Source organism: Salinicola corii, assembly GCF_008298015.1.
In the GTDB taxonomy this organism is placed as follows: Bacteria; Pseudomonadota; Gammaproteobacteria; order Pseudomonadales; family Halomonadaceae; genus Salinicola; species Salinicola corii.
The window spans coordinates 626,810-644,101 of record NZ_VTPX01000001.1; the positions used below are offsets into that span (position 1 = coordinate 626,810).

The 17,292-nt window shown below is 64.5% G+C and carries 15 protein-coding genes; 12 read left to right on the top strand and 3 right to left on the bottom strand.

All coding sequences use genetic code 11. The annotated features are described in order from the left end of the window. Positions 1 to 16 precede the first annotated feature (16 nt). The 8 genes from F0A16_RS02930 to trpC all read left to right on the top strand — a co-directional run bounded on the left by F0A16_RS02930 (position 17) and on the right by trpC (position 5,577). Entirely contained in the window at positions 17 to 868 is an 852-nt protein-coding gene (locus F0A16_RS02930; protein WP_149433878.1) for a DNA adenine methylase, read from the top strand. An 84-nt stretch (positions 869 to 952) separates the two neighbouring features. Then, positions 953 to 1,375: a hypothetical protein gene (locus F0A16_RS02935; protein WP_149433879.1), complete on the top strand. Its 423-nt coding sequence runs from the start codon at positions 953 to 955 to the stop codon at positions 1,373 to 1,375. 70 nt (positions 1,376 to 1,445) lie between these two features. Further along, complete coding sequence (locus tag F0A16_RS02940; RefSeq protein WP_149433880.1) at positions 1,446 to 2,384, top strand: recombination-associated protein RdgC; 939 nt, start codon at positions 1,446 to 1,448, stop codon at positions 2,382 to 2,384. Next, complete coding sequence (locus F0A16_RS02945) at positions 2,381 to 2,602, top strand: hypothetical protein (protein ID WP_149433881.1); 222 nt, start codon at positions 2,381 to 2,383, stop codon at positions 2,600 to 2,602. The genes F0A16_RS02940 and F0A16_RS02945 overlap by 4 nt, the downstream gene beginning before the upstream one ends. A gap of 58 nt (positions 2,603 to 2,660) precedes the next feature. Next, positions 2,661 to 2,864 carry a helix-turn-helix transcriptional regulator gene (locus tag F0A16_RS02950; protein ID WP_223119690.1) on the top strand — a complete coding sequence of 68 codons (204 nt, stop codon included), beginning with the start codon at positions 2,661 to 2,663 and terminating at the stop codon, positions 2,862 to 2,864. A 230-nt stretch (positions 2,865 to 3,094) separates the two neighbouring features. Next, entirely contained in the window at positions 3,095 to 3,688 is a 594-nt protein-coding gene (locus F0A16_RS02955) for an anthranilate synthase component II (RefSeq protein ID WP_149433882.1), read from the top strand. A gap of 22 nt (positions 3,689 to 3,710) precedes the next feature. Further along, a complete protein-coding gene (gene trpD / locus F0A16_RS02960) occupies positions 3,711 to 4,730 on the top strand; it encodes an anthranilate phosphoribosyltransferase (protein ID WP_149433883.1) in 1,020 nt (339 codons plus the stop codon). A 34-nt stretch (positions 4,731 to 4,764) separates the two neighbouring features. Then, positions 4,765 to 5,577: an indole-3-glycerol phosphate synthase TrpC gene (trpC, locus tag F0A16_RS02965; protein ID WP_149433884.1), complete on the top strand. Its 813-nt coding sequence runs from the start codon at positions 4,765 to 4,767 to the stop codon at positions 5,575 to 5,577. Between the two features lie 114 nt (positions 5,578 to 5,691). Here the strand turns inward: trpC and F0A16_RS02970 are convergent, their stop codons facing one another. The 3 genes from F0A16_RS02970 to F0A16_RS02980 all read right to left on the bottom strand — a co-directional run bounded on the left by F0A16_RS02970 (position 5,692) and on the right by F0A16_RS02980 (position 11,358). Continuing rightward, positions 5,692 to 7,491, bottom strand: coding sequence for a cation:proton antiporter (locus tag F0A16_RS02970; RefSeq protein WP_149433885.1), 1,800 nt, complete (start codon positions 7,489 to 7,491; stop codon positions 5,692 to 5,694). An 86-nt stretch (positions 7,492 to 7,577) separates the two neighbouring features. Then, positions 7,578 to 8,021, bottom strand: coding sequence for a thioredoxin TrxC (trxC, locus tag F0A16_RS02975; protein WP_149433886.1), 444 nt, complete (start codon positions 8,019 to 8,021; stop codon positions 7,578 to 7,580). 85 nt (positions 8,022 to 8,106) lie between these two features. Further along, positions 8,107 to 11,358: an FAD-binding and (Fe-S)-binding domain-containing protein gene (locus F0A16_RS02980; RefSeq protein ID WP_149433887.1), complete on the bottom strand. Its 3,252-nt coding sequence runs from the start codon at positions 11,356 to 11,358 to the stop codon at positions 8,107 to 8,109. Between the two features lie 317 nt (positions 11,359 to 11,675). On the opposite strand from F0A16_RS02980, the gene serS reads away from it, so the two are divergent. From serS to F0A16_RS03000, 4 genes are all read left to right on the top strand, one after another. Then, complete coding sequence (gene serS, locus F0A16_RS02985; RefSeq protein WP_149433888.1) at positions 11,676 to 12,953, top strand: serine--tRNA ligase; 1,278 nt, start codon at positions 11,676 to 11,678, stop codon at positions 12,951 to 12,953. A gap of 194 nt (positions 12,954 to 13,147) precedes the next feature. After that, positions 13,148 to 14,356: a uroporphyrinogen-III C-methyltransferase gene (gene cobA, locus F0A16_RS02990; RefSeq protein ID WP_420853056.1), complete on the top strand. Its 1,209-nt coding sequence runs from the start codon at positions 13,148 to 13,150 to the stop codon at positions 14,354 to 14,356. Between the two features lie 191 nt (positions 14,357 to 14,547). After that, on the top strand, positions 14,548 to 16,521 hold the full coding sequence (locus tag F0A16_RS02995) for a DUF294 nucleotidyltransferase-like domain-containing protein (protein ID WP_149433889.1): 1,974 nt from the start codon (positions 14,548 to 14,550) through the stop codon (positions 16,519 to 16,521). Beyond that, entirely contained in the window at positions 16,518 to 17,243 is a 726-nt protein-coding gene (locus F0A16_RS03000; protein WP_149433890.1) for a 3'-5' exonuclease, read from the top strand. The genes F0A16_RS02995 and F0A16_RS03000 overlap by 4 nt, the downstream gene beginning before the upstream one ends. Positions 17,244 to 17,292: the final 49 nt, after the last annotated feature.

A 17,292-nucleotide genomic window follows, 5' to 3' on the forward strand; every position in this document is an offset into this window, starting at 1 on the left:
TACCGAGGGCCCACTCATGGATAGCCCGATCATGCGCTACCACGGCGGCAAGTGGAGGATGGCGCGCTGGATCATGTCTCAGTTCCCGCCTGCGTCCGAGTTCGACGTCTACGTCGAGCCCTACGGCGGCGCTGCCGGGGTGCTGCTGCAGATGCCGCCATCACGGCACGAGGTCTACAACGACTTGGACGAGGATGTTGTGAATGTATTTCGCGTGCTGCGAGATCCCTGGCGAGCGCAGCAGCTCGCCAAGGCCTGCCGGCTGACACCCTACGCCCGGGCGGAGTTCGAGTTGGCCTACCAACCGACGGCTGAGCCAGTAGAGCGAGCCCGTCGGACGCTATTTCGAGCCTCAGCTGGCTTCGGTTCGGCATCGGCGACTGCTGGTTCGAGTGGCTTCCGCACCTATACCGGAGAAGACGGACCCAAGGGACGGATAGCCGGCACCTGGCTCGACTACCCCCGGGTCATCGACAGCTACGTCGACAGGTTGCAGGGAGTAGTGATCGAGAGCCGGCCGGCGCTGGACGTCATGTGGCAGCATGATCGCCACCGCGCGCTGCACTACGTAGACCCGCCCTATGTCGCGTCGACCCGACAGAAAGGCCATCGGATCGTTTACCGCCACGAGATGGACGAGACCGCCCACCAAGAGCTGCTCGCCACACTCCAGACGCTACATGGCTTCGTGGTGCTATCCGGCTACGACTGCGAGATGTACCGCGACATTCTCACCGGCTGGTCGCTGGTTCAAAAAGAGGTTTCCGTCTCTGGCCAGCGCGGTGGCGTTAACCGAACCGAATGCCTCTGGCTCTCGCCGCGGGTGATCCAACAGCAACGCCAGCGCGACATGTTCACCTGCGCATGACTTAGCGTGTAGGTGATTGACGATTGTGGCGGTATGGGCCGTCAAGTACGTTATCTAAGCAAATTCACATTCAAGGAGGGCGAGATGCCAAAACAGATCGCGTTGGCACTATCCATCATGCTGCTACCGACTATGGCCTTTGCAGACGACTGCCAGATGATGAATAAGGGTGTCACGACGTGCGAATACGCTCAGCAGCTCTTCGATCAAGAAGCGGGCGACCTACCGAAGATGATTGGACCTGGTATCCAAGCGCAGGATATGGATGTCGAGGGAGCCACCATGAAAATGACCGCTCGTTTTCCAATCACGAAAAAAATGCTTGAGCAGAAAATGGCGGGTCAAGGCGAGGGCGCCGAAGAGAAGTTCGCGCGCCTCTTGGGTTCAGCGGCATGCATGGAGCCGGAAACCAAGGATTTCATTTCGTCGGGTGGTAAGTTGGAGTACACAACGCTCTACCAGGACGAAACTCCGATGGGCTCCTTTACCGTGGATCATTGTCCTTAAAGCCCTCGCAACACTGATTTTTAACCAGGCCGCCTCTCAAGGCGGCCTTTCTCGTTTCTGGAGACAAATTATGTTCCCCAAAGCTTTTCATCTCTACCGCGTCCACGACCAGGACGTGCTTCTCGACACCGTGCCATTCGAAGAAGCGCTCGCCGAACTCCGGTTTCGCCCCGTGTCGCCTCGCGAAGCTCGCCGTGTCGGCTGGGCGCCACCGGCCGGTAAACGGAGCGAAGCGCTTTCCCACGAGATCCAGCGGCACATGCTGCTGACGATGCTAAAGCAGGAGCGCCTACTGCCCGCGGCGGTGATCAATGAGGAGGTCGCAGAACGAGTGGAGGCCCGCGAAGCCGCCGAAGGTCAACCGCTCTCCCGCCGAGAGCGTCAGCTACTCAAGGAGCAGGTGCTGGAAGAGCTACTGCCGCAGGCATTCACGACCACGAAGCGCTTCGAGCTTTGGTGGGACACCGCAAACCGCATTATCGGCATCAATGCCGGCAGCCGGAAGGCGGCCGAAGAAGCGCTAGATCTGTTGCGGCAGACGCTGGGTTCGCTGAAGGTGACGCCACTGGTAACGAAGACGCCGCCGTCGCGTGGCATGACGCAGTGGTTGAGCGATCCCGGCAGTCGCCCGGCGACTCTGCTGCTGGGCGACCAGGTCGAGTTACGCGCCACAGAAGACGAAGGCGTGCTGCGGGCCAAATCTGTCGATCTCGACAGCGAGGAAATGCAGTCGCTGCTTGAGAACGGGCGCCTGGCCGCAAAGATGGGTATCGGCATCGAAGGCCTGGCCCGGTTCCAGCTTCACGACGATCTGAGCATCAAGGGGCTGCAGTTCGACGATGCACTGCTGGATGAAGCCAGTCAGGCGGATGACGGCGACGATCCCGCCGTTCGGCTCGAAACTGACTTTGCGCTGTGGAGCGATGCAATGTCGAAGGTCATCGCCAGCCTGCTCGAGTGGCTGGGTGGGGAGGCTGATCCGAGCATGCCAAGTGAGGCGACCCCATGACCACCACCATTCACCACACGCCGGCCGCCGCCGGCGTTTCTGTTTTGGAGCCCGCTATGGCGAATCAACTACCGGTCACGCCCGAAGAGGATGAAGCGTTCGAGGCGCTGGCCAGGCGCAACGCTGAGCTCGAGGACGAGAAGCACGAGCGCTTGAGCCTGATTGATCAGCAAATGCGAGCGATGGAGGATGCCGACAACTTCGATCAGCATCTGTAGACCACACCACACCGAACCACACGCCGCGAAAGCGGTTTTTTTATGCCTGGAGGTTGGGATGAACGAACCAATCATCATCAAGGGGGATCGCCTGATTCCGCTTAAGTCGGTCGAGGACAAAGTGGGCCACGGCAAGTCTTGGATCTACGTGCAGATCAAGGATGGCACGTTCCCGGATCGGCGCATGGTTCACGGCCGTGCGTTGTGGCGTGAGAGCGAGATTGACGCATGGCTGGCCAAGGCCTGGGCGCAAGCGTCGTGATCTTGACACCCCAACGGCCGAAACGCACTATAGCGGCATGACTACCGCACCGATTGCCTCGATCAAAAGCTGGCGCCTCCACTGAGAGGCGGCTTTCGTGTGTCTGTATCATGCCGCCCGTTGAGGCGGCATTTTTGTTTCCGCCTTGAGGGTTGCAAACACCGATGTGAGTCAGGATGTGAGTAAATCCGGCACATCGTCACAGACAACCCTAATGGAGTCAAATAGTTATGCGCCAATCGGTCCTCATGATCGACAATTACGACAGCTTTACCTTCAACATCGTCCAGTACTTGGGAGAGTTGGGGGCGGATGTAGTGACCGTGCGCAACGACGAGACGGACATCGCCGGTCTCGAGCAGCACGCACCGACACATCTGGTGGTGTCGCCTGGTCCGTGCACGCCCAATGAAGCCGGGATAGCGATGGACGCGATCCGCCACTTTGCCGGCAAGATTCCGATACTGGGTGTCTGCCTGGGGCACCAGGCCATCGGTCAGGTCTATGGGGGGGATGTGGTACGCGCGCCGCAGGTGATGCATGGCAAGACGTCCCGCGTTCGTCACCGCAGTGAAGGGGTTTTCGAAGGACTCGAGGACCCGCTCGAGGTGACCCGGTATCATTCGCTGGTGGTGGCTGCCGAGACGTTACCCGACTGCCTCGAAGTCACGGCCTGGGTCGACGACGACGATCCGACGCCGGGACTGATCATGGGCTTGAAGCACAAGACGTTGGATATCGAAGGGGTGCAGTTTCACCCCGAATCCATTCTGTCTCGCCAAGGTCACGAGCTGCTGGCGAATTTCCTCAAACGGCGCGGCTAACTGGAAAAGGCGAGGAGCCAACATGCAAATGCGGGATGCCATTGGCGCGGTCATGCGTCGCCAGGACCTCAGCTACGAGGAGACTCACGCCGTCATGCAGGCGATCATGACGGGGGAGGCCACCGAAGCGCAGATCGGCGGCTTCCTGATCGGGCTGGCGATGAAAGGCGAAACCGCCGACGAGATCACGGCGGCGGCGCAGGTCATGCGCGAGCTGATGCAGCCGGTATCGATCGACTGCGACAACGTCGTCGATATCGTCGGTACCGGCGGCGATGGCGCCAACCTTTTCAACGTCTCCACCGCATCGAGTTTCGTCGTCGCGGCTGCCGGCGGCCATGTCGCCAAGCACGGCAACCGCGGCGTCTCGTCCTCCGCCGGCAGCGCGGACCTTTTCGACGTCGCGGGTATCTATCTCGATCTCGACGCCGCGACCATTGCGCGCTGTATCGAACAGGTCGGCGTCGGTTTCATGTTCGCGCCGCGTCACCATCAGGCGATGCGTCACGCCATCGGCCCGCGCAGGGAGATGGGAGTGCGCACGGTCTTCAATATCCTCGGGCCGTTGACCAATCCGGCGGGCGCCCCCAACCAGCTGCTGGGTGTCTATGCGCCCCGTCTCGTGCCGCTGGTGGCGGAATCTTTGCGCAAGCTGGGTAGCCGGCACGTGCTGGTCGTGCATGCCGAGGATGGCCTGGACGAAATCTCGGTGGCGGCGCCGACGCGGGTGGCCGAACTTCGCGACGGCGAGATCCATGACTACACGATCACTCCCGAGTCGCTGGGCATTGAGCGTCAATCGCTCGAACCGCTGAAGGTCGTGACCGCCGAGGACAGCCTCAAGCTGGTCAAGGAGGCGCTGGTGGGCAAGGGCGTGGCCGGCGATATCGTCGCGCTCAACGCGGGTGCGGCGCTGTTTGCCGCCGGTATCGCCGATTCGCTGAAAGAGGGCGTGTTGATGGCCCAGGACGCCCAGGCTTCCAAACTTCCGCTGGAAAAGCTCAAGGAGCTTTCCGATTTCACGCGTATCTTCGCCGAGTGAGTTCTCGCCGAACAAGCCCAACAGGAACCGCTACATGACCGATGTCGCCGATAGTGAACTGCCGACCATCCTGGCCAAGATACTGACGCGCAAGCGCGAAGAGATTGCCGAGCGTCGCCCTGTCGTCAGCGAGCAGGCGTGGCTCGAGCGGGCGAAGTCCCAGGCCGCGCCCCGAGGTTTCGTGGCCGCGCTCGATGCCTGTATCGAGGGCGGCGACCCCGCCGTCATCGCCGAGATCAAGAAGGCCTCGCCCTCCAAGGGCGTCATCCGTGAAGACTTTCGACCCGCGGAGATTGCGGCCGACTATGCCGCGGCCGGCGCCAGCTGTCTTTCGGTATTGACGGATGCCGACTACTTCCAGGGGCACGAGGAGTACCTGATCGCCGCCCGGAACGCCTGCGACTTGCCGGTGATTCGCAAGGACTTCATCATCGACGGCTACCAGGTAGCGGAAGCCAGGGGCATCGGTGCGGACTGCATCCTGCTGATCGTGGCAGCGCTGAGCGACGAGCAGCTCAAGGATCTCTACCAGCAGGCGACGGCGCTGGGCATGGACGTGCTGGTCGAGGTTCACGATATCTTTGAGCTCGAACGGGCGCTGATGCTCGATCTGCCGCTGGTGGGGATCAACAACCGCGACCTGCGTACGTTCGAAACCTCGCTGGACACCACCTTCGAACTGCTGAAGCGGATCCCCCAGGGGGTCACGGTCGTCACCGAGTCCGGCATCCACAGTCGTGACGATGTCGAGCGGATGCGGGAGTTCGACGTCAACGCCTTCCTGGTGGGCGAGGCGTTCATGCGCGAGGAAGAGCCCGGTAGCGCGCTGCGCCGGATGTTTTTCTAGCCGCAGGCGGCGACGTCGCTGGCGTTCGAGCGCCGCTCTCCATGAAAAGGGGGGCGGCGCTTCACGTTGGCGGGGAGAAAGGGTCGCTTCCAGGCATCCGCCGGGCTGGGGCGGTCAGAATTCGGGCGAGTCGGGGAAGATCAGGCTGATCAGCGTGTCGCCGGCTTTGGGGTTGAGCGGCCTGGCCGAGGTGGCGATGCGGATGCGACCGCTGGCGGAGAGCGTGAACAGCGTCAGCAGCCGGTCCTGGTGGATGCGGCGGTAATCCTCGATGTCGAAGTTGTCGCTGATCCTGGCGTGGCGCATCACCGCGCCCTGACCGATCAGGCTGGATAGGCGAGTGAAGGTGGTGTGCCCGTCGAACAGCAGCGGCAGGTGAGCCAGCGCCTGTTGGTGATGACGACGGGCGTTGCGGGAGGATTCCACCGCCAGCCGAAAGACCTTGCCGTGACCGAGAATGTGTTCGAAGTGCAGTGCGGCAAGATTGTTGAGCTCGCGGTAGGGCGACAGCGGCAGCAGATGGCCGATGCCCGTCAGCCCCAGATGCTGGGCGGCATGCTCCGACAGCGGGTTGCCGTAGTAGGTCGGGAGGCTGGCCATCCGTGCCTCCTGGATTGCATCCCAGTTGTGATCGCACAGTCGCACCGCGAAGCCGGCTTCCTGCAGGGCGCTGCCGAAGGCCCGTGCCACCGGGTTGGCACCGATGATCAGAAAGCCCGACGCCGTCGGCGCGTCCACCTTCAGAAACCGGGCCAGCGGACGCGAGAACAGGCTCTGTACCACGACGGTGCTGATGATCACCAGGAAGGTGATCGGGACCAGCAGCTCCGCACCCGGCACCTCCAGCGCCTCGAGTCGGATCGCGAACAGCGAGGCCACCGCCGCGGCGACGATACCGCGGGGAGAGAGCCAGGCCAGCAGCGCCTTCTCCCGCCAGTTGAGCGAACTGCCCCAGGTACAGACCCACACCGCCAGCGGTCGCGCCACCCACACCAGGACCGCCAGGAACGCCCACGCCTCCCACGACAGCAGCCCCAACTGCTCGAGACTCAAGCGCGCTGCCAGCAGAATGAACAGCCCCGAAATCAGCAGGATCGACAGCGTCTCCTTGAACTCCAGAATCGGCTGGGTCGGCACGCCCCGCATGTTGGCCATCCACACCCCCATGACGGTGACGGTCAGCAGGCCGGACTCGTGGAACAGCAGGTTCGAGGCGGTGAACAGCGTCAGCATGATCATCAGGGTGCCGAAGCTGTGCAGGCGTTGCGGCAGCCAGTAGTGGCGCAGCACACTGCCCCACAGATAGCCGCCCGCCGTCCCCAGGCCGAAGCCGATCACCGCGGTCTGGGCAAAGCTCACCAAGGTATGGGTCGCTGCGCCATTGGAGAGTCCCAGGGCGACGAACTCATAGACGAGGACCGCGCCGATGGCACCGATCGGATCGATCAGGATGCCTTCCCAGCGCAGGATCTGGCTGACGTGCTCGCGGGCGCGCAGCGACTGCAGCAGCGGCAGGACCACCGTCGGTCCGGTCACGACCAGCAGCGCGCCCAGCACGCTGGCCATCTCCCAGGAGAGCCCGAGGATCAGGTGCGCGGCCACGATGGCCAGCAGCGCGGTGATCAATGCGCCCCAGGTCACCAGTCGGCTGACGGTGCGGCCGTGGCCCCGCAGCTCCCGGAAATCGAGGGTCAAGGCGCCCTCGAACAGAATCACCGCGACTGCCAGGGAGACCAGCGGGAACAGCAGATCGCCGAGCACCGCATCCGGATCGAGCACCCCGGTGATCGGCCCGGCGGCGATACCGGCGATCAGCAGCGGCAGGATGGCCGGCACCCGGATCTGCCAGGCGAGCCATTGGCAGCCCAGCGCCAGCAGGCCGATGCCGGTCAGGGCAAGAGCGGCGTTTTCCATGCGGTCTCTCCGGTGCGTGGCAAAAGGCGCGCAGACTAGCGGCGGCACCGCATGGATGCAATGCCGAATCGTGAGGCGGACAGATTTCAGGGTGTGGCGAGTTGTCGCCGAGTCCAGGCGACGATGTCCGACTGCCCCATGGCGCCGGCCTGGCGCGCGATCTCGCGGCCGCCGCGGAACAGGATCAGCGTCGGAATGCTGCGGATGCCGAAGCGCGATGCGATATCGGTGGCCGCTTCGGTATCCAGCTTGGCCAGGCGGAGGTGGGGCTCGAGCTCGCCCGCGGCCTTGGCGAATCCCGGCGCCATCGCCTTGCAGGGGCCGCACCAGTCGGCCCAGAAATCGACCAGCAGCGGAAGATCGCTGCGCGTCAGGTGGCGGTCGAAGTTGGCGGAGTCCAGTGCCAGCGGTTCGCCGGTGAACAGCAGGTTGTGACAGCGACCGCAGTTCGGGGCATCGCCCAGGCGCGTACTGGCAACCCGGTTGACCGCGTGGCAGTGGGGGCAGACGAGGTGAAGCGTGTCGGACATGAGGCGGGCTCCTGGTGAGCGAAAACCAATAGTGATTGGGGGGCTGTAAGGTGGGGCCGGGGTTCCCGCAGCCCCGGTTGTCCACTCAATGCATGGCCACGTCCGTGACCTTGATCCATCTCAATAGCGCCTGCAGCGGGTGTGGCAGCGCCTGATCGGAGAGCCGCTTGACCTGGCTGCGACAGGAGTAGCCCGTCGCCAGCAGCCGGCCCGCGTTGGCATCGTCCTCTACCGGTTCGCGCCAGGAGAGGTCGTAGATCGTCTCCGAGGTCCGGCGATGGCGCGCCTCGTGGCCATAGGTGCCCGACATGCCGCAGCAGCCGGTGTCGACCAGGCCCAGCGAGAGGCCGAAGCGCTCGAACAGCTGCTGCCAGCCCCTGGGGCTGCCCGGCGCGTTGGTCTTCTCGGTGCAGTGGCTCAGCAGGCGATAGCCCGGGTCGGGCTGCTCGATGCGCCCGCTGTTCCAGCCCTGGGGCAGGATCGACGGTCCCAGCGACAGCAGCCACTCCTGCAGCAACAGTACCTCCGGCACCGCCTGTGGCCCCAGGGTCTTGACGTACTCCTGGCGGTAGGTGAGCGTCATCGCCGGATCGATGCCCACCAGCGGCACGCCGAAACGCGACAGCGCCTGGAGCCGGGCGGCCTGCTTCTCCGCGACCCGCCCGAAGCGGCCGAGAAATCCCTGCACGTGCAGCGGCTTGCCGTTGGGCTGGAAGGGGGCGACGAAGACCCGGATATCGAGCCGCGACAGCAGCTCGACCACGTCCATCACCAGCCGCGATTCGAAATGGCTGGTGAAGGCGTCCTGCACCAGCACCACGCTGCGGCTTCTCTGGGCGTCGGTCAGCCTGCCTAGCGTCAGCGGCGTGGCCTCGGCAACGCCCCAGGCATCGAGCACCTTCCCGAGGCTGGCGCGTGACAGTCTCGGACTGTCGACGATGCCCAGGCGTCGCGCCAGGAAGCGATCGATCAGGCGATTGTCGAGCAGCGCGTTGTAGAGCGGTGCCACCGGCTGCAGATGCGGCACCACGAACTCCAGCCCGCCGATCAGGTAGTCGCGTAGCGGCCGCGCGTAGCGGCTGTGGTAGCTCTCCAGAAAGCGCGAGCGAAAGTCCGGCACGTCGACCTTGATCGGACACTGGCCGGCGCAGGACTTGCACGCCAGGCAGCCGGCCATGGCGTCGTAGACCTCGTGGGAGAAGTCCTCTTCTCCGCGGCGTTTCGCCAGCGAGCGCTTGAACTTGCCGGGCAGGGCAGTGAGCCAGTGACTGAAGCCGGCCTGACGCTGCTCCCGCGCCACCTCGAGCACGTCGACGCCGGCGTTGCCCTGGCGGCGTAGCCACTCGCGCATCAGGCTGGCGCGGCCCTTGGGCGAGTGCACCCGCTCGCGGGTCGCCTTCCAGGAAGGGCACATGGCATCGGCGGGATCGTAGTTGTAGCAGGCGCCGTTGCCGTTGCAGTAGACCGCGCTGGCGTTCTCCTGCCACACCCGCTCGTCGATCTGGCGATCCAGCTCGCCCCGGGTGGTGACGCCGTCGATCGCCAGCAGCCCGGGATCGTGGCCGTCGACGATACCGATCTCGCCTGACCTGGCTCCCGGCACTGCGGAGTGCGTGATGGTATCTTCCGCCTTGCCCGCGGCTTCGGGCGGGCTGGGAAAAGACGTCTTTCCCGCGTCATCGGGGGGGATAACAAGCGGTGTCGCGATCTTGCCCGGATTGAACTGGTTGAACGGATCGAAGGCCGCCTTGACCCGCTGCAGCGCGGGGTAGAGCTCGCCGAAGAAGCGCGGCGAGTACTCGGAGCGGACGCCCTTGCCGTGTTCGCCCCACAGCAGCCCGCCGTAGCGCTGGGTGAGTGCCGCGACCTGATCGGAGATCTCGCGGATCAGCCGTGCCTGGTTTGGGTCCTTTATGTCGATCGCCGGGCGCACATGGAGCACGCCGGCATCGACGTGGCCGAACATGCCGTATTCCAGGCCGCGGGCATCCAGCAGCTGGCGGAACTCGGCGATATAGTCGGCCAGGCTTTCCGGCGGCACCGCCGTGTCCTCCACGAACGGGATCGGGCGCTTCTCGCCATTGGCATTGCCGAGCAGCCCCACCGCACGTTTACGCATGGCGTAGACCCGGCCGATCTGCGGGCGGCCCTCGGCCAGGGTGTAACCGAGCCGCTCGACGCTGGCGTCCGAGCCCAGATGATCGGTGAAGACCCGCACCCTATCGGCCAGTCGAGCCGGATCGTCGTCGTTGAACTCGACCAGGTTGATCCCGCGAATCGGCGTCCCACGCTCGCCGTTTGCACCGACGACGGCGGGGAAGAACGCCGCCACGCTGTCCCAGACGAAATCCTCCATGGCCAGCGTCAGCACGCGGTCGTCGATCGTCTCGATCGAGGTCGGATTGCTCACGGCCATCAGCGCCTTGGCGTCGCGCAGCGCCTCCATGAAACCGGCGTAGCGCACGTTGACCAGGGTCGAATGCCGGGGCAACGGCAGCACGTTGAGCGTGGCCTCGTTGAGCAGCGCCAGCGAGCCCTCCGAGCCGCACAGGACGCTATTGAGATCGAAGCGCCCCTGGTCGTCGGTGAGATGGGCCAGGTCGTAGCCGGTCAGACAGCGATTGAGCGGCGGGAAGATGGCATCGATTCGCTCGCGCTCGGTCTCGGCGATGCCGCTGACCGCGCGATGGATCTCGCCGACCCGATCATCGCGCTGGCACATGGCGGTCAGGGCCGCGTTGTCCAGCGGTTGGCTCTCGAGTCGCTCGCCGCCGGGCAGCACCACCTCCAGCGCCAGCACGTGGTTGCGCGTCTTGCCGTACTCGCAGCTGCCCTGGCCGCTGGCGTCGGTGGAGATCATGCCGCCGATCGTGGCGCGGTTGGAGGTGGAGAGCTCCGGCGCGAAGAACAGCCCGTGGGGCCGGAGCGCAGCGTTCAACTGATCCTTGACCACGCCGGCCTGGACGCGCACGCGGCGGTTCTCGACGTCGATCTCGACGATCCGGTTCATGTAGCGGGAGACGTCCACCACCAGGCCGTCGGTCAGCGACTGGCCGTTGGTGCCGGTGCCGCCGCCCCGGGGCGCGAGCACGACGTCGCGATACGCCGCCTGCGCCATGAGCCGGGCGATCCGCTGGAGATCGGCGGCGTCGCGGGGATAAATAACGGCCGCTGGCTGGCGCTGGTAGATCGAGTTGTCGGTGGCCAGCACGATGCGGTTGGCCGCGTCATCGGCGATGTCGCCACGGAAGCCGGCCGCGGCCAGCTCGGCGAGGAAGCGGCGATAGCGCTCGGGCAGCGTCAGTTCGGCGCTGGTCGGGTCAAGGCGTGTCATCATTGTCATGCATCAAGCCATCACGTCGGGCCGGTCAGGCGGCCTTCATCGGATGGGGACCCATCCGACAGATTGTCGATTCCCGGCGCCGCGGGGATGGCGGGAACCGGTCCGTGGCGCCATGGGCGCCGGGGTGGAACAGTTTAGCGTGCCAGGCGGAGTTGTGACACGAATCCCCGGTGGCGCATGGTGCCGGGGTGGGGTTTTCCCTACAATATTCCCTTCGCAAAGAATGACCATCAACACGTTCGTCTGTCGTCGTGCGTCTTCGGTCGATTCCTGTCGTCACGGTCTTCGATTTCAACCAACGGAATTTCGTCATGCTCGATCCCAAGCTGTTGCGCAGCGATCCGCAGTTCGTCGCCCAGCGCCTGGCCCTGCGGGGCTTCACTCTCGACACCGCGCAGCTTGAGTCGCTCGAGTCCCGCCGTCGCGAGCTGCAGACGCGGACCGAGCAATTGCAGAACGAGCGCAACGTGCGCTCCAAATCGATCGGCAAGGCCAAGGCCGCCGGCGAGGACATTCAGCCACTGCTGGCGGAGGTGGGCCAGCTCGGCGACGATCTCGACGCTGCCAAGCGCGAGCTCGGCGAGGTGCAGCAGGCGTGGGACGAGATGGTGGCCGGTTTGCCCAATCTGCCCAATGAAGATGTTCCCGAAGGGAAGGACGAGGGCGACAACGTCGAACTGCACCGCTGGGGCGCTCCCCGCGAGTTCGGCTTCGAGGTGCGCGATCACGTCGATCTCGGGGCCCGGTTCGGCTATCTCGACTTCGAGATGGCGACCAAGCTGACCGGCTCGCGTTTTGCCGTGATGCGCGGGCCGATCGCCCGGCTGCATCGGGCGCTGGCGCAGTTCATGCTCGATACGCAGACTCGTGATCATGGCTATGAAGAGTGCTACGTGCCCTACATGGTCAATGCCGAGACGCTGACCGGGACGGGTCAGTTGCCCAAGTTCGGCGAGGATCTGTTCAAGCTCGCCGACAGCGACTACTACCTGATTCCCACCGCCGAGGTGCCGCTGACCAACTTCGTGCGCGACGAGATCCTCGATCACGCCGCGCTGCCGCTGAAGCTGACCGCCCATACGCCGTGCTTTCGGAGCGAGGCGGGTGCCTACGGTCGCGACACGCGGGGCATGATTCGCCAGCATCAGTTCGACAAGGTCGAGATGGTGCAGGTGGTCGACCCCAGGACCAGCTACGAGGCGCTGGAGGCGATGCGTGGCCACGCCGAGGCGATCCTGCAGGCGCTCGAACTGCCGTATCGTGTGGTGACCCTGTGTACCGGCGACATGGGCGCCAGCGCCACCAAGACCTATGACCTGGAAGTGTGGCTGCCGAGCCAGCAGACCTATCGCGAGATCTCCTCGGTCTCCAACTGCGAGGATTTCCAGGCGCGGCGGATGCAGGCGCGCTTCCGCAGCCCCGAGCAGAAGAAGCCGCAACTGGTGCACACGCTGAACGGCTCCGGACTGGCGGTGGGGCGCTGCCTGCTGGCGGTGCTGGAAAACTACCAGAACGCCGATGGCAGCGTGGACCTGCCGGCGGTGCTGGTGCCCTACATGGGCGGCGTGACCCGTATCAACGCCGATTGATGTCGGGTTTCGCACCGCACCGAACGACCCCGAGCGAAATGGAGCGAGGGATCGTTTGGTTATAACCATGCAAGAAAGCGTTTCTTGGAGTGACGGCGTTGGCTCTTTACACTTTCGATATAAGAGCCAAGCTGAATCTGGTTGTTTGTTCTAAAGACACTCCTTTCTTTGTGTTCTCAACCGGCGTTTTCATCGTGACCGAATCCCTGACCCTGCAATACGATCCGGCTGCGCTTGATCTCCACCTGTTTGGTGGTGGCTGCGAGGCCCTGACGCTGGCTCGCCAGTTCGCCGGACTCGCGCCGCGCCTGACGCTGCATGCCGATTCGGTGATGCCGGGACTGCGTGGGTTGTGCGAGGGGCAGGATTGGGCGATTCGGGCCGATGATCCTCCGCGCCCCGCTGCGAGTCAGTTGTGGGTGGTCGCCAGTGGCGACGTGGCGCGCGACGCGCTTCTGGCGCAGTACGCTCGCGAGGCTGGCGTGGCGGTTTTCGTACCGTCGCATCCGGCGCTTTGCAGCGTGCGTCTGCCGCCACGGGTGACGACCCAGGGCGTTACCGAGAGCGCGGAGGGGCTGGCGCCGGGCAACTGGCGGCGCGGCCACGTCTCGCTGGTCGGGGCCGGCCCTGGGGACCCTGAGCTGCTGACGCTGAAAGCCCTGAGGCAGCTGCAGCAGGCGGATATCGTCATCCACGACCGGCTGGTCAGCCAGGAGATCCTGGCCCTGGTGAGGCCCGATGCCAGGCGTTTCTACGTCGGCAAGGCGCGCTCCCGGCACAGTGTGCCCCAGGAAGGCATCAACCAGGCGCTGGTCGATTGGGCCAGGGCGGGCAACCGGGTGGTTCGGCTGAAGGGCGGTGATCCGTTCATCTTCGGCCGCGGCGGGGAAGAACTCGAGACGCTGGTCGCCGCCGGGGTCGAATTCGATGTCGTGCCGGGGATCACCGCGGCCTCCGGCTGCGCCGCCTATGCCGGCCTGCCGTTGACCCATCGCGATCATGCCCAGTCGGTGCGTTTCGTCACCGGTCATCTCAAGAACGGCAGTTGCGATCTCGACTGGCCGGCGCTGGCACGGGGCGGCCAGACCCTGGTCTTCTACATGGGCCTGGGTGCGCTGGCGCTGATTCGCGAACGCCTGGTGGCACACGGGCTGGACGCGGCCACGCCGCTGGCGCTGATCGAGCAGGGCACCACCGCCAACCAGCGTGTGCATCTGGGGACGCTGGCGCGGCTTCCGGACAGCCTCGCCCGACACCAGCCCCGGCCGCCGACGCTGATCGTCGTCGGCAGCGTGGTCGAATTGGCCTCGCGTCTCGACTGGTTCAAGCCGACCGATAGCGGCAGCCTGGGCTGGGTCGAGGGCAAGCACCCCACACCGCTCACCCGGGCCGACAGCGCCTGAGGCAATCCGCCACTGGCGGCCGCTGATCCTGGGCTCCCGGCCTCGTGGGGGGGCGGGACGGCAGGCGTCATCCTCCTCTCGGTCGACATCCTCGACGTTTCCATCGATAGATCAACCGGATAGCGGTCAGGTCGTCGTTGACGCCATCTTCCGGCGCTTCGACAATGAGAGCTCGCGACGGGGAGAGGCGCATGAACGTTGAGCAGTTGGATATCCGTGGCCACATGGCGCAGTTCGCGCCGTTCGACGATCTTCCCGATGCGCTGCTCGACCGTATCGCCGGCGAAGTCGAAATCCGCTATTTCCAGGCCGGCAGCGAGCTGCTGGTCAAGGACCAACCGATCGAATCGCTGTGGTACATTCGCAGCGGGGCGGTGGAGATGTACCAGCGCAGCGGCCGGCTTTTCAACCGTCTGAGCGAGGGCGACATCTTCGGCTACTCGGACCTGCTGCGCAGCAACCGCCGGGTGCGCTACCCGGTCAGCGCTATCGAGGACACGCTGATCTATTTCATCCCCGGCGATGTCTTCGAGACGATCTGCGACGAGGACGACGACTTTGCCGAGTTCGTGGAGACCGGTGGCCAACGTCTCAAGGTAACGGTGGAGCAACAGCGCGACGATAGCGGCCTGATGACGACCCGGGTGCGCAAGCTGATCAATCGACAGCCGCAGATGGTCGAAGCCTCCATGTCCCTGCAGCAGGCGGCATGGCAGATGCGCGATGCTAACGCCACCTGCGTGCTGGTGGTTGATGTCACCGAGACCCAGTCCGCCTATACCTTCACCGGCCCCGACGGCCGACACTGGCAGCTCAACGGCATTCTGACCGATCGCGATTTCTGCACACGCGTGCTGGCGGAGGGTAAGTCGGCCCAGACCCCGGTGGGCGATGTCATGTCGCGGAAAGTCATCGTTATCCAGTCCGATGAATCGGTCTACGAAGCGATGCTATGCATGTTGCGCAATCAGGTTCATCACCTGCCGGTACTACACCGTCGTCAGCCGGTCGGCGTGCTCCACCTCTCAGACATCGTCCGCCACGAGACTCACAGCAGCCTGTTTCTGGTCAACAACATCTTCGTTCAGAACACGCCCGAGCAACTGGCACGGCTGGCGCCGGAGGTTCGCACGGGGTTCGTGCGCATGGTCTCCGACGGTGCCAACTCCGAGATGGTCTGCCGGGCGCTGGCGACGATCGGGCGGGCGTTCACGCAGCGTCTGATCGAACTGGCGGAAGCCGAGTTGGGACCGGCACCGGTACCCTACTGTTTCATGGTGCTGGGCTCGATGGCACGGGAGGAGCCGACCATCAACGCGGATCAGGACAACGCGCTGGTGTTCGACGATCGCTACGACCCGGTTCGGCACGGAGAGTATTTCGAAGCCCTGGCCAGTTTCGTCTGCGACGGTCTCGCCGCTTGCGGTTACGCCTATTGCAAGGGCGATGTCATGGCGACCAACCCCCGCTGGCGCCAGCCGTTGCAGGTCTGGAAGGAATACTTTACCGAGTGGATGAACGAACCCAACGGCGAACGGCTGCTGCACAGTTCGATATTCTTCGATCTCGCGCCCGTGCATGGCGAGACACCCATGGTCGAAGCGTTACAGGATCTGATCGCCGATCTGGCACCGCAGCGACCGGTCTTTCTGGCGGCGTTGGCGCGCAACGCCAAGAATCGCACGCCTCCGCTGGGATTCTTTCGCCAGTTCGTCATGGAGCAGGATGGCGAACATCGCAAGTCGATCAACCTCAAGCGCCGAGGCACCGCGCCGCTGACCGACCTGGTTCGCGTGCATGCGCTGGCCTGCGGCTCCAAGGCGCAGAACAGCTTTGCCCGACTCGATGACATTGCCCAGACCAAACTACTGGCTGATGGTGTCACCGAGCGTCTGCGCTACGCCTTCGAGTTCATGTCGATGGTACGTATTCGCCATCAGGCCGATGCGATCGAGCGGAGTGCCGAACCCGACAATAGCGTCGATCCGGAGAACATCGGTAGCCGGGAGCGGCACCATCTGAAGGACGCCTTCGAGGCGATCAGCAACGCCCAGAAATTTCTGTCCTTCCGTTACACCATGCCGTCCAAGTCGGGTTCCTCCCAAACGGGCGCGTCCTCCTCAGGAGGCCCTGACAGCCAGGCTTCGCAGCGGAGCCGCCGATGACGTTACGTCCCGGCACGAGAGGGCAGAACCCGCCGACCTGGCCGGACTACATGGCCTCGCGCGCGCAGCAGGCTCGTGAACCCCGGTTGGTCAGCTTCTTCGCCGGGGGAACGCTGGACCCCGATACCCCAATCGGCGAGGCGCCGCTGGTGGCGATGGACTTCGAGACCACCGGTCTGGATAGCAGCCGTCACGACATCGTCAGTGTCGGGGTGATGCCTTTCACCCTGTCCCGAATCCGGCCGGCCGACGGCCGCTACTGGGTACTGTCACCGCGCCGCAAGCTGAGCGGCGAGTCGGTCGCTTTTCACCACATTACCCATGCTGAGGTGGCGGACGCTCCCGACTTCTCGGCGATCATCGATGACCTGTTGGCCTCGCTCGCCGGCCGGCTGGTCGTCGTGCACTATCGCCAGTTGGAACGGGCGTTCCTCGATGCCGCGATACGCGAGCGGCTGGGTGATGGCCTGCTGATGCCGATGATCGACACCATGTCGCTGGAAGCACGGATTCACCGGCAATCCTGGTGGGCGAGGCTGCGTCGTTGGGCGGGGCGACCGATGGCGTCGATTCGCCTGCACGAGAGCCGACAGCGCTACCATCTTCCTGCCTACACTGGCCATCATGCACTGATCGATTCGCTGGCGACGGCAGAGCTGCTCCAGGCGCAGATTCTCTACCACTACGACTGGGAGACGCCGGTCGGCGCGCTGTGGCGTTGAGCCGGATAGAGACAGGGCGCGACGAGCCTGGAAGCGAATGCAAAAAAGC